Annotated in this window: 15 protein-coding genes and 7 pseudogenes; 14 read left to right on the top strand and 8 right to left on the bottom strand. The window is 39.2% G+C overall.

Translation table 11 applies throughout. The annotated features are described in order from the left end of the window. From H6G86_RS39215 to H6G86_RS39205, 3 genes and pseudogenes are all read left to right on the top strand, one after another. Positions 1-319, top strand: a pseudogene (locus H6G86_RS39215) (hypothetical protein); the annotation flags it as partial. Positions 320-340: 21 nt separating this feature from the next. After that, complete coding sequence (locus H6G86_RS39210; RefSeq protein ID WP_313931592.1) at positions 341-733, top strand: NHLP bacteriocin system secretion protein; 393 nt, start codon at positions 341-343, stop codon at positions 731-733. 5 nt (positions 734-738) lie between these two features. Beyond that, positions 739-5,361, top strand: coding sequence for an NHLP family bacteriocin export ABC transporter peptidase/permease/ATPase subunit (locus H6G86_RS39205; RefSeq protein WP_242065125.1), 4,623 nt, complete (start codon positions 739-741; stop codon positions 5,359-5,361). A 158-nt stretch (positions 5,362-5,519) separates the two neighbouring features. Here H6G86_RS39205 and H6G86_RS34700 read toward each other — a convergent pair whose 3' ends face one another. Beyond that, the gene (locus H6G86_RS34700; RefSeq protein ID WP_242065122.1) at positions 5,520-6,638 is read right to left on the bottom strand and encodes a glycosyltransferase family 4 protein; all 1,119 of its coding nucleotides are present in this window, start codon (positions 6,636-6,638) and stop codon (positions 5,520-5,522) included. A gap of 611 nt (positions 6,639-7,249) precedes the next feature. On the opposite strand from H6G86_RS34700, the gene H6G86_RS34695 reads away from it, so the two are divergent. The 3 genes from H6G86_RS34695 to H6G86_RS34685 all read left to right on the top strand — a co-directional run bounded on the left by H6G86_RS34695 (position 7,250) and on the right by H6G86_RS34685 (position 10,521). Continuing rightward, positions 7,250-7,453: a hypothetical protein gene (locus H6G86_RS34695; protein WP_190938159.1), complete on the top strand. Its 204-nt coding sequence runs from the start codon at positions 7,250-7,252 to the stop codon at positions 7,451-7,453. A 607-nt stretch (positions 7,454-8,060) separates the two neighbouring features. Then, positions 8,061-9,224, top strand: a complete 1,164-nt coding sequence (locus tag H6G86_RS34690) for a glycosyltransferase (protein ID WP_190938158.1) — start codon at positions 8,061-8,063, stop codon at positions 9,222-9,224. A gap of 337 nt (positions 9,225-9,561) precedes the next feature. Then, the gene (locus H6G86_RS34685; protein WP_190938157.1) at positions 9,562-10,521 is read left to right on the top strand and encodes a hypothetical protein; all 960 of its coding nucleotides are present in this window, start codon (positions 9,562-9,564) and stop codon (positions 10,519-10,521) included. Between the two features lie 275 nt (positions 10,522-10,796). Here H6G86_RS34685 and H6G86_RS34675 read toward each other — a convergent pair whose 3' ends face one another. After that, positions 10,797-11,321, bottom strand: a complete 525-nt coding sequence (locus H6G86_RS34675; protein WP_190938156.1) for a GNAT family N-acetyltransferase — start codon at positions 11,319-11,321, stop codon at positions 10,797-10,799. A 159-nt stretch (positions 11,322-11,480) separates the two neighbouring features. Further along, positions 11,481-11,993, bottom strand: coding sequence for a MarR family winged helix-turn-helix transcriptional regulator (locus tag H6G86_RS34670; RefSeq protein WP_190938155.1), 513 nt, complete (start codon positions 11,991-11,993; stop codon positions 11,481-11,483). Positions 11,994-12,104: 111 nt separating this feature from the next. On the opposite strand from H6G86_RS34670, the gene H6G86_RS34665 reads away from it, so the two are divergent. From H6G86_RS34665 to H6G86_RS34650, 4 genes are all read left to right on the top strand, one after another. Then, positions 12,105-12,596: a DMT family transporter gene (locus H6G86_RS34665; RefSeq protein WP_190938154.1), complete on the top strand. Its 492-nt coding sequence runs from the start codon at positions 12,105-12,107 to the stop codon at positions 12,594-12,596. Between the two features lie 19 nt (positions 12,597-12,615). Further along, entirely contained in the window at positions 12,616-13,089 is a 474-nt protein-coding gene (locus tag H6G86_RS34660) for a DMT family transporter (protein ID WP_190938153.1), read from the top strand. A 124-nt stretch (positions 13,090-13,213) separates the two neighbouring features. Then, positions 13,214-13,771: a DUF1349 domain-containing protein gene (locus tag H6G86_RS34655; protein ID WP_190938152.1), complete on the top strand. Its 558-nt coding sequence runs from the start codon at positions 13,214-13,216 to the stop codon at positions 13,769-13,771. Then, on the top strand, positions 13,761-14,087 hold the full coding sequence (locus H6G86_RS34650; RefSeq protein WP_190938151.1) for a nucleoside/nucleotide kinase family protein: 327 nt from the start codon (positions 13,761-13,763) through the stop codon (positions 14,085-14,087). The genes H6G86_RS34655 and H6G86_RS34650 overlap by 11 nt, the downstream gene beginning before the upstream one ends. On the opposite strand, the pseudogene H6G86_RS34645 reads toward H6G86_RS34650, so the two are convergent. Beyond that, positions 14,055-14,474: pseudogene (locus tag H6G86_RS34645) on the bottom strand (transposase); the annotation flags it as partial. The gene H6G86_RS34650 and the pseudogene H6G86_RS34645 overlap by 33 nt on opposite strands. A 50-nt stretch (positions 14,475-14,524) precedes the next feature. Between H6G86_RS34645 and H6G86_RS34640 the strand changes: the two are divergent. Continuing rightward, positions 14,525-15,134: pseudogene (locus tag H6G86_RS34640) on the top strand (ISLre2 family transposase); the annotation flags it as partial. Between the two features lie 27 nt (positions 15,135-15,161). On the opposite strand, the gene H6G86_RS34635 reads toward H6G86_RS34640, so the two are convergent. Next, complete coding sequence (locus tag H6G86_RS34635) at positions 15,162-15,980, bottom strand: WD40 repeat domain-containing protein (RefSeq protein ID WP_242065120.1); 819 nt, start codon at positions 15,978-15,980, stop codon at positions 15,162-15,164. A gap of 59 nt (positions 15,981-16,039) precedes the next feature. Then, complete coding sequence (locus H6G86_RS34630) at positions 16,040-16,315, bottom strand: hypothetical protein (RefSeq protein ID WP_190938150.1); 276 nt, start codon at positions 16,313-16,315, stop codon at positions 16,040-16,042. 27 nt (positions 16,316-16,342) lie between these two features. Here H6G86_RS34630 and H6G86_RS34625 point away from each other — a divergent pair, with 27 nt between their 5' ends. The 3 genes and pseudogenes from H6G86_RS34625 (at position 16,343) to H6G86_RS34615 (ending at position 20,020) form a co-directional block, all read left to right on the top strand. After that, positions 16,343-16,525 (top strand): hypothetical protein, encoded by a 183-nt coding sequence (locus tag H6G86_RS34625; protein ID WP_190938149.1) that lies wholly within the window; start codon positions 16,343-16,345, stop codon positions 16,523-16,525. 377 nt (positions 16,526-16,902) lie between these two features. Beyond that, positions 16,903-18,224: pseudogene (locus H6G86_RS39750) on the top strand (IS701 family transposase). Between the two features lie 442 nt (positions 18,225-18,666). Continuing rightward, a pseudogene (locus H6G86_RS34615) lies at positions 18,667-20,020 on the top strand (IS110 family RNA-guided transposase). Between the two features lie 125 nt (positions 20,021-20,145). Here the strand turns inward: H6G86_RS34615 and H6G86_RS34610 are convergent. Both H6G86_RS34610 and H6G86_RS34605 read right to left on the bottom strand, forming a co-directional pair. Further along, positions 20,146-20,425, bottom strand: a pseudogene (locus H6G86_RS34610) (HU family DNA-binding protein). A 403-nt stretch (positions 20,426-20,828) separates the two neighbouring features. Further along, positions 20,829-21,009 (bottom strand): annotated as a pseudogene (locus tag H6G86_RS34605) (IS66 family transposase); the annotation flags it as partial.

Here is a 21,009-nt window from a genome sequence, read left to right as displayed (position 1 = left end):
GGCTACCAGCACATATTTAGTAAATAAAGTTACTTCTTACTTAGATTTTATTTTTGCGATCGCTTGTTTTTTACTGGATCTGACAAAACCGCATTGCTCCCGCAAACAGGTGACATCAGAACAACAGGACTTAGAAGCGGATACTAACCGCAAAAAAGAAATTCAGGAAGTCCAACGAAATATTTCTCAATTAACAGTGCAATTAGTAGAGAACAGCCAGATTAAAAGCAGTTACACTGGAAGGATTTTAGAAATATCTGCAACACAAGGGCAGATTGTACTACAAGGTACACCAATTGGAGCGATCGCTGCTCAATAAGCATCAGATCAACCTGTAAGCATAGCATTTTTTCCCGTTGGTGATGGTAAGAAAATTCAACCAAAAATGAAGATACAAGTCACGCCTAGCACAGTGCAACGAGAACGTTTTGGAGGTATTATTGGTTCTGTTAGCGATGTTTCAGCTTACCCAGTGACTAAAGAGAGTGCATTAAGCATTATAGGCAATTCCGAAATCGTCCAAGGGTTTATGTCACAGGGGCCACAAATTCAAGTTACTGCCCGACTACAATCAGACGCTAACACCTTCAGCCGCTACAAATGGTCTTCTTCTCAAGGGCCGGAGTTGAAAGTAAGTCCTGGAACTACTACTACTGTACAAGTCACCGTAGAAGAACGCGCCCCAATTACTTTTGTTCTACCGCTTTTAAAATCCTGGACTGGCATTAACTAAATATGATGTGGTGGCAAAATCTCCAGAGGATAATAGGGCGTAAAAGCAAGCGGTGTCATACTCCGACTATACTCCAAATGGAGGTAGTAGAATGTGGGGCGGCTGCCTTGGGAATTATTTTGGCGTACTATGGTCGCATTGTCCCGCTAACGGAACTTAGGCAAGCTTGTGGAGTATCACGGGATGGTGTTAATGCTTTTAACCTTGTCAAGGCAGCCAAAACCTATGGACTCTGTACTAAGGGCTACAAGAAAGACGTAAATGCACTGTGGCATCTCAAACTTCCTTGCATTGTATTTTGGAACTTTAACCACTTCTTAGTCGTAGAAGGTTTAAGCAAGGAACGAGTTTATCTAAACGATCCGGCTACTGGACGGCGTAGTGTCTCTTGTCAAGAATTTAGTGACTCCTACACAGGTGTTGTCCTTGTTTTAGAACCTGGTTCAGGTTTCCAAACAGGGGGACGCAAACCCAGCACTATTTTGAGTTTATGGTCACGTCTGCAAGAATCTGTTGGTGCGATGATTTACTGTGTACTAGCAGGTTTTTTGCAAGTAATTCCGGGATTAGCCATACCTGCATTTTCTCAAGTTTTTGTAGATAATGTGTTAATTGAGAGTAAAAATGGGTGGTTGCGTCCGCTAATTTTAGGGATGATTTTCACAGCCGCGCTCAATGGATTTTTAACACTGTTACAGTTACAATCTCTGCGTCAGTTAAAAGTCAAGCTGTCTGCGAGCATGAAAAGTAAATTCTTATGGCATATTTTACGCCTAAGCATCAGTTTTTACGATCAGCGATTTGCAGGAGAAATCAGTAGTCGCATACAACTTAACGATAGTATAGCAAACTTGCTTTCCGGGAAGTTAGCTACTAGTGCGATCGCCGCAGCTTCGATATTTCTCTATGTAATAGTCATGCTGCAATACGACGTATTACTAACTTCAATTGCGATCGCCTTTGTCGCTACAAACTTAGTTACTTTGCAATGGATAAGCAGGCAGCGCACAGATACTAATACTAAAATGATGCAAGAGTATGGGAAAGTCCAGGGCATAGCGATTTCTGGTCTTCAAAGTATAGAAACCCTCAAAGCATCTGGATTAGAATCAGATTTTTTCTCGCGCTGGGCAGGTCACTACACCAAAGCGATCAATATACGTCAACAATTGGACGTAACAAACCAAACACTAGGAATTTTACCAACATTTCTATCAGCTAGTGCATCTCTGCTCATGTTAGGGATCGGCGGTTTGCGAGTCATGGATGGAGCCATGAGCATCGGCATGTTAGTTGCTTTCCAAGGCATGATGCATAAGTTACTTGAACCTATAAATAATTTAGTGAGTCTAGGACGTGATCTGCAAGACATGGAAGGCAATCTTAATCGCCTTGATGATGTTTTACAGAACCCGATTGACCCACAGTTAGAACCAAAAACAGGCAAGGGATTAGGGGAAGCACGGGAGCAAGGGAGCAATGGAGCAGGGGGGAAGTCCTCTCCTGCGCCCCAGCCTTCTGTCTCCAAGCTGAAATTACAAGGGGATCTTGAATTACGCAATGTTACCTTTGGCTATAGCAAAATAGCTCCACCGATAATAGAGAATTTTAATCTCTGTGTCAAAAAAGGACAAAGAGTTGCTCTAGTAGGTGCTAGTGGTTGTGGGAAGTCTACTATTGCTAAACTTTTGTGTGGACTTTACGAACCCTGGCAAGGAGAAATTTACTTCGATGGCGAACCCAGAGAACAAATTGACCGCCAGGTATTGGTCAATTCTATCTCTGCCGTAGACCAAGAAATCTTTTTCTTTGCTGGCAGTGTCAAAGATAACTTAACACTTTGGGACAGTACTATACCCAACGAAGATTTAGTTCAGGCTTGTCAAGATGCTCAGATTCATGATGCGATCGCTTCTCTACCAAAAGGATACAATGCAGAACTGTTAGAGGGTGCTGCAAATCTTAGCGGTGGTCAGCGACAACGCTTAGAAATTGCACGTGTCTTGGTTAATTATCCCAGCATCCTAATTTTAGATGAAGCTACCAGTGCCTTAGATGCCAAGATTGAAAACCAAGTCAGTCAGAATCTCAAAGCGCGTGGTTGCACTTGCATCATTGTGGCACATCGACTTTCAACTATACAAGATTGCGATGAAATTATTGTTATCGAACGCGGAAAGATAGTTCAACAAGGAACTCATAAGCAATTACAGCAAATTGAAGGGCCATACTTGCAATTGATTCGTAGCGAACAAAATCTTAAGTTTGAATCTACTATTGTCCCAACAACAGAAACTAATTTTGCTGATGATTCCTCTATTTCTCCGACTTCTTTAACCAAGATAGATGCTATCAAAAATACTATCCAAAATATAGATGCCCAATTACGCAGATTAGAGTCAAAGGAACGCCTGGATCGCGAGTTAATGATACAAACATTAGCAGAATTGGCATCTGTGCTGCAACCAAGGTCAGATAAAGTAAATAATCGCTCAACGTTGAATAAAAATCTCGATTTAGGTGACAGCCAGCAAGCTTTATTAGTTGCGGCTGGTGCTGTAGGCAAAGCTTTAGGAATTGAAATTCGCCCCCCAGCAATTTCGGAAGATTCTCAGGAAATCAAAGACTCTGTAGAAGCTCTAGCTCGCGCTTCCTGTATCCGAGTGCGGCAAATTAAGTTGCCAGACAACTGGTGGCGACAGGATCTCGGCCCGATATTGGCATATACCGAAAAGACCAAGTTGCCAGTGGCATTGTTACCAACGTCTGATACCCGTTATCAACTCTATGCACCTGGCGAACAAACTCCTGTCCCTGTAGATGCGCGCACGGCAGCAACACTAATTCCAAATGCTTACATATTTTATCGACCTTTCAGCCAGAAACATCCCAAAGCTATTGATTTACTTCAGTTTGCTTTCCAACGACATTATAGAGAGTTGATTGTAATTTCAGGGGCGGGAATTACAGCTACTTTACTCGGAATGCTCACGCCTTTTGCTACAGCTATCTTAATTGACAAAGCTATCCCTGATGCAAATCGCACTCTACTAGGTCAAGTTGCTTTTGGATTAGTGGCTGCTAATGTAGGCGCAACGTTGTTTCAATTAATTCAAGGGCTGGCTACGATTAGGCTAGAAACTTTTGCCACCTCCTCTATTCAAGCAGCAGTTTGGGATCGATTACTTAATCTCAAGCTTTCTTTTTTCCGCTCTTTTTCATTTGGCGATTTAAATTCTCGAGTCACTGCTGTTAGTCAAATTCACCAAAGATTGGGGAATACAATCTTAAAATCAACCCTTTCTAGCTTGTTTTCGTTACTCAATCTCGGATTATTGTTATACTACAATATTTCCTTAGCTTTATTAGCTTGTGCAGTCGCACTGTTAAATATGGCTGTGACTATCATCTTTGGGATTGCGATCGTCCGTAAAGCTCGTTCGGGATTAAATTATGAAGGTAAAATCTATGGTGTAGTTGTACAGTTGATTAATGGAGTAGCTAAACTCAGAGTCGCTAAAGCGGAAACTCGTGCTTTTGCTTACTGGGGTCAACAGTATACCCAACAACTAAAACTAATGCTTGGTAGGCAAAGTATTGAAGATAATCTTGCTGTAATTAATCAAGTACTACCTACCTTAACAACTGCGGCTCTATTTTGGTTTGCTGCTAGTTTAATTGAACAGTCTCATTTATCGAGACAACCTAGCTTATCCACTGGTACTTTCTTAGCATTTAATGCTGCTTTTAGTACTTTTATTCATGGAGTAACCAGCCTTAGCAATACAGCTGTAGAAGTTTTGCAAGTCTTGCCTTTGTGGCAACGAGCTAAACCAATTCTCCTTGCAGAACCAGAAATTAAGTTAAACCAAGCAGATCCTGGAAAACTTTCAGGTAGATTAGCTCTCAAGCGTATCAGTTTTCGCTACGGTAATGATTCTCCTTTAGTATTAGATAACGTTAGTATTCAGGCTGAAGCTGGGGAATTCGTTGCGATTGTTGGTTCTTCCGGTAGTGGGAAATCAACTTTATTAAGACTACTTTTAGGGTTTGAATCCCCTAAATCAGGCAAGGTTTACTATGACGGACAAGATTTAGCCTCTGTGGATATTCATGCTGTGCGCCGTCAATTAGGTGTTGTATTGCAAAATAGTCGGCTGATGTCAGCTTCTATTTTCAATAATATTACCAGTGGTACAACCCTGACGATAGACCAAGCTTGGGAAGCATCTCGAATGGCAGGTTTAGCAGATGATATTGCTGCCATGCCAATGGGAATGCACACAGTCGTCAGTGAAGGCGGTAGTAATCTTTCCGGTGGACAACGGCAACGGCTATTGATTGCACGAGCTTTAGCACTCAAACCGAAAATTTTACTATTTGATGAAGCAACTAGTGCGCTCGATAACACAACCCAAGCGATAGTTAGTCAAAGCTTGGATAAATTGCAAGTCACCAGAATCATTATTGCTCATCGGCTTAGTACCATCCGCAATGCTCACCGCATTTATGTACTTAAAGCAGGCCGAGTTGTGCAACAAGGAACTTTTCAAGAATTAGCAACCACTGAAGGATTGTTTGCTCAGTTAATAGCTCGGCAGGGCATTGTCAACTTAAGTGAACAGTAATCTAAAAAGAAGGCAAAATACAATCAAACTGCAAGCTGATGATTTTATTGGCAAAGCGATGATAAGTGTAGATTATGGGCAATTAACAGAGCAGAGTCAGTATCTAGATTTTACTATCTACCATCCCCTCATTAACTTGACAATGCTGGGAAATTAAATCAGGTTTTGTCTGCTCGGATTGCTTCAAGGTAAATGTTTTTGAGTTTAGAAGCATAGTCTTCAATGGAATGATGCTCGATAATTCTAGAGATCGATCTGTTTGATTTCTCTAGAATTACTTTGCGATCGGCAAATATCTCATGTACTGCTTGCTCAATTCCTTTACGGATCAATTTACTAATAACAAATCTACCTTCTTTTGTCCTGGAAATTGCTTCTCCTAAACTATCTTTAGGAATTTTTATTATCCATCCTAAATTATTATCGTTAATTTCTGTTAAAGCTCTAACATTAGTTGTAATCACAGGGCATCCTGCTGCTTGAAATTCTAAAACAGAATAGCCATAAGTATCAGCATAGGTTGGTAATAAACCAATATGAGACTTTTTCATTAACTCAAGAACCTCCTGATTAGGCAGACGTGGAAAATAGTTAATCCAATCAGAATTTTTCTGAATTAAATGCTTTGCCCTTTCAACATCAGCGAGTGTTGTTTTAGTAGCATAATTATCAGTAGCAAGAGAACTAACAATTGTTAATTCAAAATTGTATTTATATTCATCTTTCAAATATTTGAACGTCTCAATCATTTCTTGCCCTCCTTTGCGAAAGAAACCAGAGCCTACAAATATAAATTTTATCTTTCCATCTAGGTTAAGCTGTTTTTCTTCATATTTGTGGTGAAGCAATCTTTGCGGCGGATGTATAACTGTCAGTTTGCTCTGTATGCTTTCTTGATATTCTGGAAATTCTTTTAGAAGCTTTCTTTGCATATTAGTATTGCAATCAGACATAGCAATAATGCGGTGGCAAGCATCGCTAGATAGTGCTTTAAAAGCGTTGTGTATTTTAGCTTCAGTTTTAAGAGCATAAAAATCCGATTCTAACTTGCGAACATGCGGATATAAAATCAGGCAAGAAAATCTTGGGAGGTACGTTTCAAATGTCGTAATCCAGGGAATAGAGCCATAACTGATAGTATTGAAAAAATGAAGCAGACTAACTTGATTGAGATTGAAATCATAAAATTGATAGTAAGAGTCAAATCTAAGATTTTTAGTGTTAAATCTGGACAAAACTTTGCGGTTAGCAAGTCGATTTAATTTATTCGCAGTCATCTCTTTGAAGATGAAAAGATCGTGAACTTTTTGTATTTAACATCAGGCACTATGCCGATAATGTTTCTTTCCTCTGCATATGAATCGAACTGATAACCAATAAGCACAATTGGCTTCTCCTGTTTACAAGAGTGGCATAACTAGAACAAATTATCTAGCGAGAAAGCAAAAGTAACGGTTGTGTTGCAATCTTTTTGAATTATCTCATTAAGATTATTTATCATAATTTTTACCCAGTCTTACGTTAAAAATATGACTTTGTGTTTCGTTATATTTTTTGGCGTTCGTCCTACTCTTTCTCCTAACGGAGACGCTAACGCGAACGGGAAAGCAAGCTAGCAAGAGCGTCTCGTTCGCTCTCAAGCATTCCCGAAAGATAGAGAAGACGTTGGCGCAGCCATCGCTCCATGAATATCCGACTTCAGAAAATCGCGTTGCTCCTGCTTCAAGTTTAGAAGCTTTTTGCCCAATGTATTTTTCCTTTCTTGCGTAAGTCCTGATTCGGTTAAGTAGAAAAGTGGGAAAAGTGGGATGTTTTATATAAAGTGTTGTTTATCATCTTAATAAGCTGTTAAGTTAATACATGGAGTACACAATAAGGGAAAATAAATATGAATCCTTCACAAGAACCCACCAACGAAGAATTTCTAGATGGTGAGCTATCACTAGATGGTGAGCTATCAGAAGAATTACTAGATAGTGAACTATCAGAGGAAGAATTGATTGCAATAGCAGCCGGAACAAGGGAGTTTGGTGTATCGGCATCGGTTACTCTGCCCGTGGTAGGAAAAGCCAAAGCTAACTTAAGTATTTGATAAATTTAATAGCAATTCTCTATGAAGCTGCACATTGTATTTTGACCCCTTCTAACCTCCCTATGCATTGTCCAGATTTTTTTTACAATCTTGTAAGGCTTGCTATACAAAGTTGATTAAGATTGAGTTTTAGCAAGCCTTAAGAATTAACAACTCATGGTTATAAAGATCCGAGAATAGATCGCAACTATAAAGAAAGTGCCGTAGGTGGTACTTTTTTCCATATAACTAGTAAACCTTTATTTTTATTGGCGCTTTTTAGCGATCGCTAATTATCTCAGGCGATCGTGAGCAGCTTAAAACTCCTACTTTAAGAGGAAATTTTAGAATTAATTATTGTTTGAAAAGTGTAAAAGAATCAACAGGGGCTTGCGAACACTAGTGTATGCGCTTTGCGCCCAGTGCATCCTAACCCCCAGCCAAGCTAAACTCAGCTGTCCAGCGCTAAAAGTTCAGGGGGAGGGCTATCTCTCGCACAGCTTTCGGAAATACGGAGCATTTCAAAACACTACATGAATAGCTTGTTTTTTGCCCCTAGCAGAATTTCTCGTCAAATGCATATCCGCATGATTCATTTAAACCCAATCCCTTTCACTACTACCTATACATGAGTACTATAGTCATCACAACTCACGGTACATTAGGAGATAACTTACCTTATATTGCACTTGGAAAAGCTCTGAAAACTAGAGGGCATGAAATACGCATGGTGGTAAATGAGGCGGTATATTCCTATGTTTTAAAAGCTGGATTGGAAGCTTTTACTAGCGCTCACTCAAGGATTGGTCCTGAAGAGGTGCGAGGTAATGCACAGCTATGGAATCAATTGCCTTTATTGAAGGCTAAGTCAAAAGACAAAACAAAATCTGTGATAAAAAAGGATGACATAATAGATGGTGCAACACCGCTGTTAAAGGTATGTCACGGTGCAGATATGTTAATTTCTGATTCGGAGCAGGATATATTTGCTGCTGTAATAGTAGATGTTTATGATATTAGCTGGGTTCGATCTCGTGTGACTCCATTTTCTCAGGGGTTTTCTGACACAAAAATTGAATATCATCCTTATTACAAAAGTTGGCTAAATACCGAAAATTCAAAGCGCTTTATTTTGGCTGCCAGTCCCCATTTTTGCCCATTATCTCCAGAATATTCTCATGTACATCAAACAGGTTTCTGGTTTTATGAAGATTCAGATTGGAGCGGCGGTGAACCCAGCGAAGAGATTAGGGAATTTGTTGAGCAGGAACCTAAACCTTTAGTACTTTCATATAGTAGCCAGCCGCTGGAAAATCCTCAAGAAATTGTGGAAGTTCACGTCCGCGCTGCGGATAAATTAGGTCGGCGAATTTTAATTCATCAAGGCTGGGCAGACTTTAATCAAAGTCATTTACCATCAGACATCGACCGGGATAACGTCATGTTTGCCAATGGTTTTATAGCGCACGATTGGTTGTTTTCCCGTGCAGCCGCCGTTATTAATCATGGCGGAATTGGGACGATCGCACGGTCGTTGCGTAATGGCTGTCCCGTGTTAGTGGAACCTTTTGCCTTCGATCAATTTTTTAACGCCTTACAGGTGCAAAAATTAAAAGTCGGAACTGCTATGGATACAGAGAAGCTGACAGCAGATAGAGTTGCTAATTTTTTAGACAAAAAAGTATTGACACCTGACTATAAAAAACGGGCTGTTGAAGTTGGTGAGAAAATTAATGCTGAACAGGGTTTAATCGCAGCCTGCGACTTAATTGAAAGCTGGTTGTCTAGCTGATGCTCTCAAGGACAGTAGACCGAAAACTAGTGCGATGTCTTCTGGTGCATCGGCTTCTGTTTCAGAGAACATAAAATTATACATTCTCAACCATTACATTTGGAGATATGAAGTTGTTTAGAGAATGATATTTCGTTGCCTTTAACAGAAGAGTATTTAGCGTAAAGCACAATAATTTGTAAACTTGAATAGGCTGTTTTACCTCAGGATTAGTGATTAATAAATAGTTAGATAGCATTCATTTAATATCTTTTTGTATAGAAGTTTCTGAGATTTAACAACGTGTTAATGTGAAATAATCTCTACTCCTTTCATTACACTAAATAAGTCAAAGTTTATGATTGAAGTAACACCATCAAGCTGTTATAGCTATGTTGAAGATTTATGGATTATTACAACATATTTTAATTCGTGTAACTACCAGACAAAGCTAAAGAATATGACTGCCTTTAGAGAAAGAATAGAGGCAGCCGGACTAAACTTAATAATTGTTGAATGCGCCTTTAACGAGCAAGGATTCACATTAAGAAATTCCAGCAAAAATACTAGGATCGTCAAAGTTAAAGCAACAGATGTGATGTGGCAAAAAGAAAGACTATTAAATATAGTACTATCTCAACTGCCGACAGCGTGTAAAAAAGTTGCTTGGATAGATTGTGATATTTTATTTAATAACTCGGAATGGGCTGTGGAAGCATCGAAGCTTCTAGATGTATTTCCTGTCATACAGCTTTTTGATTTCGGTATTGAGCTTCCAAAAGACCACGAAATCTATAGAGGAGAAGGAAAAATATGGCAAAGTTTTGCTTCTATTCATCAAGATAAACCTAACGAAATATACAAAAAATATAGTCGGCACGGACATACTGGTTTTGCCTGGGCAGCTACGAAGGATTTGTTGTTAAAGCATAAATTCTATGACGCAGATATAGCTGGAGCAGGAGACGAATTAATGGTACATGCTATGTGTGGAGCTTGGTATTCAATATGTGTTGCAAAAAAGTTAGGAAAAACCAAATATCATTTTAATCACTTCATAAATTGGGCAGAAAAGTTTTATGAAGATGTTTCTGGTCAAGTCGGTTGTGTATCCGGTTATGTTCTTCATTTATGGCACGGAGATAGTAAAGACAGACAACATTTAGAAAGAAGGGTTCCACTCCATATATCTAATTTCGATCCGGAAAATGATATATCTATTGACGAAAATGGTTGTTGGAAGTGGAATTCCGATAAAACATATATGCATCAATGGATAAAGGAATATTTTTTACAAAGAAAAGAAGATGGTAATTGAATAATTGTATAAGACGAATATCAAATTAGCATGACAGTTATATCACTCGCCAATGCCTTGCAACTGATAGCCTCTGGTTTATTAATCGGCGGCCTAATTTATTGAATGTGGCTGTGAGTAGAGCAAAAGAACTGTTTATTCTGGTGGGGAATTTAGGGCGAATTTCTGAAGGGGGGCATACCAGAGAGTTGGTGGAATATATCAAGGAATTTGGAGAGATGCGAGAATTTTAATTATTTAAAAGTATTTTTTGCGTATTTAGCAGGAGATGCCGTTTATTTATAAATCCTGTATTCAACCTCATCAAGAAGATTACCGCTCTTGTTAGTCTGTTGAAACTCCCGAAATACTTTACCCCCAATACTCTCCGCAATTTTCCGACTGGGGATATTTCTTTTATCAACAGGGTAGGAAAGATAATTATATTTCAAATTTTTATCCACCCAATTTTTTAGTACATAAACTGCCTCTCTACCAAAACCATGACCATGAGCAGATTTCTTGAGCCAAATTCCTAACTCCGGTGTATCAGTATTAATAGCACCAACCTCACAAATCCCTAAAAACTCTAAATGCTCCTTGTTGAGAATTACCAACACTAGGTCAGTGTGATTTTCTCGTTGTAGAATCATATCTCTGATGATCTTTTCGGTTTCACTGAGACTGGAGGCTGGTTTCGGATACATTAAGGTAGTAATTTCGCTTGTAAATTCTCGAAATACATCTTCTGTATATTCCAACGAAATCGCTTGTAGAATGAGTCTTTTAGACTCTAAACTTACTTGTTCTAAATTCTCCATAAGCTACGATTTTTGGTTTTTTACTTGAAAAATGTTTTTTAATATTTTTAATAAAAAAGTAAAAGTAAGCAATTGGTAAGCAACAGCGAATGTTATCTACTGCAAATGCACTATTGATAAAGGTAATAAGGCATCACCAAAGACTGACACTCATATATTTTATAGTCCTACTGTTTTCGCATCCTGTTCAAGTAACATAAGTAGCTTACGCAGCGTTAGGGTGGATAGTTGCAATTCATCAGCTGTGAATTGAGATAACACCTGTTTCTCTTTCTCAAACAAAATAGGCATCACAGTATCCGCAAGCTGTATTCCTTTGGTAGTCAGTTGCACCATCACGCTGCGCCGATCCTCTGCATCACGGACACGCGTTACTATGCCATCTTGTTCTAGGCGGTCAATCCGGTTTGTCATTGCGCCTGAAGACAGCATGAGCAAACTATAGAGTTCAGTCGGTTTTAATCGAAAAGGTTGTCCCTGTCGTCGCAGTGTGGCTAACACATCAAATGACCACACGTTCAAGCCATACTCAACCAGTATACTTTCTCGGTGCTTTTCCAGAAGACGGGCAATTCGTAGTATCCGCCCAATTATCCCTACTGCTGAGGTATCCAACTGCGGCAATTCCTGTTGCCATTCCTCAAGAATGATGTCAATTCGATCTTTGTTCATATTGCCATTTTATCTTGACATCGAGATTCTTGACTTTTATCTTTATCTTAAGTATCTTGATATCAAGATATATTTACAAGCATCTTCTATTCCCCTCACAAAACAATAACCATGACACCCATACGTCTAGGTCTCCAGGGGTCTGTCCCTAATGGTCAAAGCTACTTATATATTCTGCTGGCATTGGTAAATGGTGCTATATTGCCGATTCAAAGCAATCTCAATGCTCAATTAGCGCGATCGCTCAATTCTGTACCCCTAGCCGCAGATATTTCTTACCTTGTCGGCTCAATTGCGTTGATTAGTTTGTTATGTACAGGTTGGTTTGGTCATCCAGATTGGTCTGCTTTAGCCAAAGCTCCCCGATGGAGTCTGATGGGTGGTTTATTCGGAGTTTGGTATATTACCTCCAGTACTTACTTCACCTCTATTTTGGGGACTACTTTGACTCAGGGGCTAATTATTTGTGGACAAGCGATCGCTGGCTTAGTGACTGACCATTTTGGCTGGTTGGGAGTTAACCGCCGTCGCCTGACAGCTAATCGTCGCCTTGTGATGGGACTGTTAATTGTGGCAATTTTTTTGCTTTCGCTACCAACCTAATACTTTTGAGTATCATCTTATGGAAATCTTCTTAGCATTGCTTGGTGCTGGCTCGGCTGGTGGCTTCTCAACAATTAGCGCAGCTGTCAATGCTCGATTAAAGACAATACTCCACTCCCCAATAGCCGCAGCAACAATTAATTTCGTAGTTGGGTTTAGTATCCTCACATTGCTCCTAGGACTTGGTATTCTCCAACCCTACAAGCTTGACTTACTTTCTATTACTCCTTGGTGGGCATTTTTAGGCGGTTTATTAGGTGCAATCTTCGTAACCTTAAGTACCTTAATAGTTCCTAAATTAGGTTTAACTACAACTACTTTAGTTGTCATCTTTAGCCAGATATTTATGTCAATGCTAATTGATCAGTTGGGATGGTTCGGTGCTATTAAATATCCGATTACCACACCAAAGATATTAGGAATAGTCACATTAGTAGTAGCGATTGCAATTAATCAATTGGACAAAAGCTATTCTGATCAAAACTTCAAATAGTGCCTTAAATAAGGTTGAACAACTGGTATTTTTTTAAATCAGTTACTCACAGTGAAATTTCACAACCACACAGGAACATGGTTTTTCCCTTTATTTCCTTACATCTAAAATTGCAATAAAAACTATGGAATGGCTTAATAAACCTCCTAATTGGTCGCATTCTGATCAGCGAATCATTGTTACAACCGCGCTCAAAACCGATTTTTGGCGTATGACTTACTATGGCTTTATTCGTGATAGCGGACATTTCTATTTTGACCGAGTGAATACAGATTTTGTGGTAGATGTCAAGATAAAAGGAAACTATAAAGACTTATACGACCAAGCAGGAATTATGATTCGTGCTGATGAGCAACATTGGATAAAAACTGGGATTGAGTATGTAGATGGAGTACAAAATCTGAGTGCTGTTGTCACTCACAACTATTCAGATTGGTCATTCACACCTCTGCTAAATCCTCCTGACATTTTTCAGCTAAGGGTTGAGCGATGCCAAGGGGCTATTCATATCGCTTATTTAGATGAATATGACCACTATGTTCCATTTAGAATGGCTTATTTTCCAGTCAAGCAAGACATTCAAGTCGGAATTATGTGTGCATCACCACAAGGAAATGGGTATGAGGTCATTTTTGAAGATTATAAATTAACTAAAAAAGTGATCGGTAATAATGAATATTAAAGATTTCGCTGATTCTATCCTCCAAAAGCAAGCAGAATTGTCAATAGATAGAGGTTTTTTAGTTGCTGTCAGTGGTATTGATGGTTCTGGCAAAGGTTATATTACTGAAAAATTAATAACTACTCTCAATGAGCAAAATATTAATGCTATCTCCATTAACTTAGATGCTTGGCATAAGCTACCAACTGAGCGATTTAATTCTGAGCATCCAGCCCTGCATTGTTACCATCATGCTTTTAACTTTGATGCTCTATTCCAGCAATTGATACTGCCGTTAAGAAGTCACGCCTTCGACACGTTCTCGCAAGCTATTTAATAAACCCTCAAAAGCTTTTGGTTGTTGTTGTAATTGGTTAGCTCGATAGGGGGTGAAAATCTGATTACCTGTAGTTTTGGAGATATCGCTCTGCCATTGGCCAGCAATGAATCCTTTGTCAGCCAAGATACGACAACCACGAACGCAGCCTAAAACTGATTCGGCGGCGAGACGTTCATCAGTACTGGCAGGCACTAAAGAGTAAACTAAGGGTATACCGTTGAGAGTACTGATGAGTACCAATTTGTAACCAAAGTAGTTCATTTTCCGACTGGCACACCACCCATAATCAGCACTGCCTGTAAAATCACTTCTGAGCTTATCTCGCTTGTAACCCACTACTGGTAATGGTTTTGTATCCAACAGTAGGGTACGCTCAAAGAGGGAGCAACGCGATTTGGTGTGGTAGGATCAAAAACCAGCGATGCCTTCGGCGGGCTGCGCCTACGCTAATGGATTGGCGAATAAATGTTAGTTTAAAACGAATCGAGCGCCTGACTTACCTTTTTGGTGAAATTGGTATTAATCTAAGCCAATCAAAAATATTAAATCTGGAGATGGGTCACTTATCTAACAGTAATGTTCTCAAAGACCAACGAGTTGTAATCGCTGTAGATGGTGGAAGAACTAAAATTAGGTTTAATAAAAAAGGTAGACGCAGTAACAAAACAAACCGTCATGGCTTTGTCGGTGAATGGATGGAGCCAAAGTTACTAACAATTTATGTAGTAAATGAACAAGGTAAAAAAAATTAGGACATCGGCAATACCTATTACTAATGATGGCACGTATTCCGGTTATAAAGAATTCCTCTTCATTTTAGAAATGTATTTGGTAAATTTGGGTATAAGCCAAGCCAAACAGGTGTTATTAATTGCTGATAGTGCAGAATGGATATGGAGACATATTCCCCCTTTATTAAAAAAGCTAAAATGCCCATCTGAAACTTATCAATTATTAGATTTTTATCACGCTGCATCACATTTAAAAGATTTTGCTGATGCTGCTTTTAGCACAGATAATGAGCGTCAATCATGGTTTAAAAAATGTAATTTGTAGTTTTTAGCTGACAAATTACACTTTTATCTGCCAAACTTTAACAGATTTGTCACCACTACCGCTATATAAAATTTTGCCATCACTACTTATTGCCAGTCCATAAATTCCACCTGCGTGTCCGGTAAGCTCCATGACTGATTTCCCTGTTTTGATGTCGCGTAATATGATTTCTCTGCCTAAACCACCAGCAATAAATGTCTTACTATCGGGACTTATAATTAACGCATTGATACTCGTACCCAACGAAAAATCATGAACTAGCTTTCCTGCTTTCAAGTCCCAAGCTTTGAAACCTTTACCATCTGTGCTTCTGACTCCACCAGATTGAAAGCTATCGTCATGTCCACCACACAAAAGCATTCTTCCATCGTTACTAACAGCAAGCGTAATTGGGGCTGATGCTCTCTCCAAACCGTTTATCAGGTCTTCTTTTTTGGGCAGTGGTGGGGTAAAGCTGCCTATTTGTTTACCTGTTACCAGATTCCAAACCCGAATTCTTCCCCCATTTTCACCTCCACTTAAGAGGGTTTTACCATCAGGAGTAATTGCAAGCGCTGTTGTTTCTGCTTTGAGTATCTGGTCGATTTTTCGAGTTTTGAGATTCCGAAATTTGATAGTATTATCGCCGCTACCACTGATTAAAGTTTGTCCGTCTAGGGTCAACAACATTGCTTTCACCCCTGTTTTTTCTGAAATTGTGCGAACTTCTGAGCCTGTTTGCGTATTCCAAAATTTGATAGTGTTATCCAAACTGGTACTAATTAAAGTTTGCTCATCTGGAGTAAATACTATTGATTGAATGCCCTCACGGTGTCCAGTTAAAGTGTGAAGCAATGCACCTGTAGTAGCATTCCAAAGCTTGATTGTTTTATCATCGCTACCACTAGCAAGAACTAAAGGGTTAATGCACGCACAGGTGCAGTATGTCCTGATAAAGTTAGTTTCAACCGCTTTGGTTGTTCAGTATTTGTGGGAGTATTAAGTGTATTTGCTATAACCGGAACATTAGCAATCATGGTAAGGGGTATAGGCAGGGAAAAACTAAGTAATGTTAAGGTTTTAAATAAGATGGGTGATTTCATAGTGATATTGTTGAAACTGTAAGGAGTCCAGCTACTAAAACTTGCTTTTGTTAGGCAATCAAAACTGACTCCAGCATAATTTTTCATCCTTATTTTGTCATTTTTACAATTGATTTGATAATCGACTACATTTTACAAGCTAGGTATAAAGGTAAATTCAGTCGCTGCATTCCTATCCAAACCAACCAACTGACGAATGAACAACTTCAGGCTGAGGTTTTTCCTGTAGACCTCCTCAAACCTCTCTCGGCTTTCAACGGCTTCGGCATTGAACAGCAGTTCTTCCAAAGAGGCTAAATCTACATCTGTTAACGGGATATTACGCTTGAGGAAGGGCGATCGCTATATGGTTCTCATGCTCTTTGAATATATGCCTCTACCTTCTTGCGGTACTGATGAGGGCTGAAATCAGTTTGTCTTGTAGGTACATCAGTCTCAACGATTTAGCACTTGCAGATAGTCAGGGGTCTAAATTCAAAGTGTAGTTGAAACGGTGGAGCTTGCAAGCTAATGCGAGTTAAACAGTGGCTAACACTAGGGCGTGTTTTAAAACTCGGTAAAATGGTTGAGAATACTAAAAATTAACGAAGTTAACATTTACCCCTCTTCTGTCACTTTCCGGGTATTCTAAATAAAAGAATCAAAAGAAAAAACTCTGGAAGATAAGCAGGGCAATGGATGTAGAATTACAAATCCTAAAGCATTTGGCGAGAGACGCTCACCCAACAGTTGCGATCGTAGATGAATATTGTGCAGAGTATAAAGACTTATTTAAAGAAGTAAGGAATTATGAGTGCTTCAAATATTTACACATGGGGATAATATCAACGATAAAACGAAAATCGTTACCAGAGATAGCAAAGGTAGTGAGCATAAATTCCGCACAGTCATTACACCATTTTTTAGCAAATTCAGATTGGTCAGTAAATAAATTAAAAGAACGAAGATTAAATAATGTAAAGAAATAATTAAATGGTCGAGCAATTACATTAGTGATAGATGAAACAGGAGATAGAAAAAAAGGTAAAAAGACTGATTATGTAGCGAGACAATATTTAGGAAGCGTAGGGAAAGTAGATAATGGTAACGTTTGCAGTCAATGCTTATGGAGTTTATGCTAATATAACTTTTCCATTAATCGTCAAAGTATTTAAACTAAAAGGAACATTAAAGGAATCAGATAAATATAAAACTAAAATAGAGCTAGCATCAGAGATAATTACAGAATTAATGGAATCAGGTTTCAATATTGAATTAGTACTGGCTGATAGTTTATATGGTGAAAGTAGCCAATTTATTAGAAAAATTGCTGAATATAACTTAGGTTATGTGGTGTCAATTTCGTTGTAATCATGGAGTCTGGCTACCAGCAGGACAAAGCGTTAGGGCAAATAAGTGGTGTAGAACATTTAGCAATCAAAAATCAGAGACAAGATATATTAGGGAAATAATTTATGGTAAAAAAAGAGCGATGACTTACTGGGAAATAACTACTAACCCAGAAACCATGCCGGAAAATTCTACCTCCTTCGTGATGACGAATCTGCAAGGTAATCTCAAGAAGATCTTAGGTGACTTATATGGATTAATAACCTGGGTAGAATATGGGTTTCGACAGTGTAAACAGGAACTAGGCTGGACAGATTACCGTTTCACTGATTTCCAACATATTGAGAGATGGTGGGAAATTATTTTTTGTGTTTACACAATGATTAGTTTAAGTTCTCCAGCCTTCTTAGGTTTAAATCAATCTTGTCAATTTGAAACTGAGACACAAGAAAATAAGGATGTTGATTTTTCTAATCATCCACAATGGAACTAGGAATCTGGATGGAAGAATACTTTAAATAATCTACGTCTCATTATCCAACCACTTTTACTATTTTGGTTAATTTATCCCTGGTTAAGTATTTTCCCTAATTCACATTTATTATTGGGATTCAATCATTTAATTGCTGCAATGAATCAATTTAAACCCTCTTATGCTTCTGGATGATTTAGCTCCTGAACTACTTGCTTATCTCGGAAAGTGACAGAAGCTGTTTACGGACGCGCTCGCTTCCGTTATGGATGGAAGAAACAAGTCAAATCCTCTTCCTTTCTGCCTTCTGCCTCCTGCCTTGTTTCTTAGGAGCAGCCCCACTGGAGGCGATCGCCACCCGCTATGAATGAAAGAAACTATTTTGACGCGACTAATCAACAGGTATATTGATAATTATCCTGACAGTTAAAACCGAACCCACAATAGTGTGTTGAGCCTGATTAGGAGGATGGTTCTGGGGCTTTATGGCTATGACATTGGTGCAGGAAAAATTTCCTATCCCGTTTGAAAGATTATTGATGAGTACATCCCTTTCGTCAGGACTATCCATAATAACTAGAACAGGGTTGCAGCAATGAAATTGCCAGCAAATCAAGAGAAGAACCAGCCTGTACCTGTGGTAAAACCTTCATCCACTTTAGAAAAAATTAACCAGAACGCGGCAGGAATAGACCTTGGGAGTGGAGAACATTGGGTTTGTGTGCCCACTGATAGAACTGACCAAAATGTTCGCCGGTTTGGGTGTTTTACCCCAGATTTAATAGCAATGGCAGATTGGTTAAAGGAATGCCACATAGATACTGTTGCAATGGAAGCCACGGGAGTTTATTGGATTCCAGTGTTTCAGATATTAGAAGCCAAGAGTTTTGAGGTCAAATTAGTCAATGCTCATCATGTTAAAACAGTTCCTGGGCGCAAAACAGATGTGTTAGATTGTCAATGGTTACCAAAGTTACATACTTATGGGCTACTGTCTGGTTCCTTTCGCCCAGAAGACCAAATTTGTGTGCTACGCAATTATATCCGTCAACGAGACAGCTTAATCAAAAGTGCTAGCACTCATGTACAACGAATGCAAAAAGCACTCATTCAAATGAGTTTACATCTCCACAAAGTCATCAGCGATGTCACGGGTTTGACTGGAATGAAAATTATTAAAGCCATCGTTGCTGGTGAACGAGACCCACAAGTTTTAGCCACACTCAAAGACCCACACATCAAAAGCAGCACAGCAGATATTGCTGCATCTTTAACTGGTGATTACCGCCATGAACATTTATTTGTCCTCAAACAGGAATTGACCTTGTATGAAGTTTACCAACAACAGATTATTGCTGTTGATGCACAAATCGAAAAATGTTTAGCATCTTTTGAACCTAAGACTTTAGATCAACCGCCAACAACGGGGAAAAAACGCCGAAAAAAACCAACTGCAAATCATCCAAATTTTGATTTACATAAGTATCTTTATCGAATCGCAGGAGTAGACTTTACACTAATTGATGGTCTTGATGCTTTAACTGTTCAGACAATTTTATCTGAGGTGGGATTAAACCCAAAACGCTTTCCCACCGTTAAGCATTTTACCTCTTGGCTGGGTTTATGTCCTGGTCAAAAAGTAACTGGTGGTAAAGTCAAAAGCTCTCAAACTCGTACTGTTGTCAATCGTACTGCCAATGCTTTTCGGATGGCGGCTTTTTCTCTGACTCACAGTACATTCTGCACTAGGTGCATTTTATCGCCGCTTACGTTCTCGCTTGGGTGCACCCAAAGCTATTACGGCTACTGCTCATAAACTAGCTCGTTTATTTTACAAGGTGTGGATAACTGCTGGGCAATATTCTGATCCTGGTATGGATTACTATGAGCAAAAATACCAGGAACTAGTCCTCAAAAACCTCCGGAAAAAAGCTCAGGCTCTTGGTTTGGAACTTATCCCTATTTCTCACTCCACAGAATGTGTTTCTTGAAAGAGGGGTAACGTTACTCCCCAAGAAGCAGTCAAAGTTTCACAGTCGATTCGATACTTGAATTAATCGATTATGGCTTTGCAGTGATGGGATTGACAGTAGTAAGGTAAATACATTTGTATTGATTAGGGTGCAACTTTTTCTTTAAACTGCTTCCCAGCAGAAAACGCAGGCACTTTGGTCGCTGGAATAGTCATTGGCTCATTGGTTTTCGGATTACGCCCTTCGCGTTCTGAGCGATCGCGCCGCTCGAATGACCCAAACCCAATCAGCGAGCGTTACCTTTTCACCATTGGCTACAGCTTCAGTAACAACTGACAAAAAAGCACTGATTACTTCATCAGCTTGCTTTTTTGTGATGTTGGTCTTTGCTGCTACAGCATCCACTAGTTCACCTTTGTTCATAAATCGCCCTGAAGTCTTGTCTTGAAAAGGAAATTTACCATTACTACCTTTTGTGAGGATAGGGGGAAAACGACTAACAATCGAGAGTATACGAAAATTAACAATGCACTGCTACTGCTAATTAGACAGTCCAATCCCCTCACCAAACCGCACAGCTCCCTTGTTTCATCGCCTTTGTCGCGTAGAATAAATCTGGGTATAGCCAAGCGCAACACCAAAGATATTCACAAAGAAAAAGTTCATGCGCTCCTTTGCTCCCGATTTTACAAGATCCAAACAGCATTGGTGATTGAAACTAACACTTGAACTCTTTAATTTAATTAACGCCGACGCTTCATAAGGATGAATAGAGCGATCGCACTTCAAGAGTTAAGATATCTCTTAAAAAGGTAAGGATTCAGGTCTAATATTGAGGAAGTAAAGAAGGGCGAGACAGGGAGTTACTAGAATTAGCAATTAAAGCCTGGGCAAAAAAATCAATGACAGACCTAGCTTAACGGCGACAAGTCTGTACCACGGTCAACAAATTAGCAGTATGCTGAAACCGCTCCATTGAACGGGAACCACCACTAACTTTACGTTTT

Origin of the sequence: Nostoc sp. FACHB-133, assembly GCF_014698055.1 — a bacterium.
Classification (GTDB): Bacteria; Cyanobacteriota; Cyanobacteriia; order Cyanobacteriales; family Nostocaceae; genus Nostoc.
The sequence above is the reverse complement of the archived record's forward strand: the minus strand, read 5'-3'. Positions and strand labels throughout refer to the sequence as shown.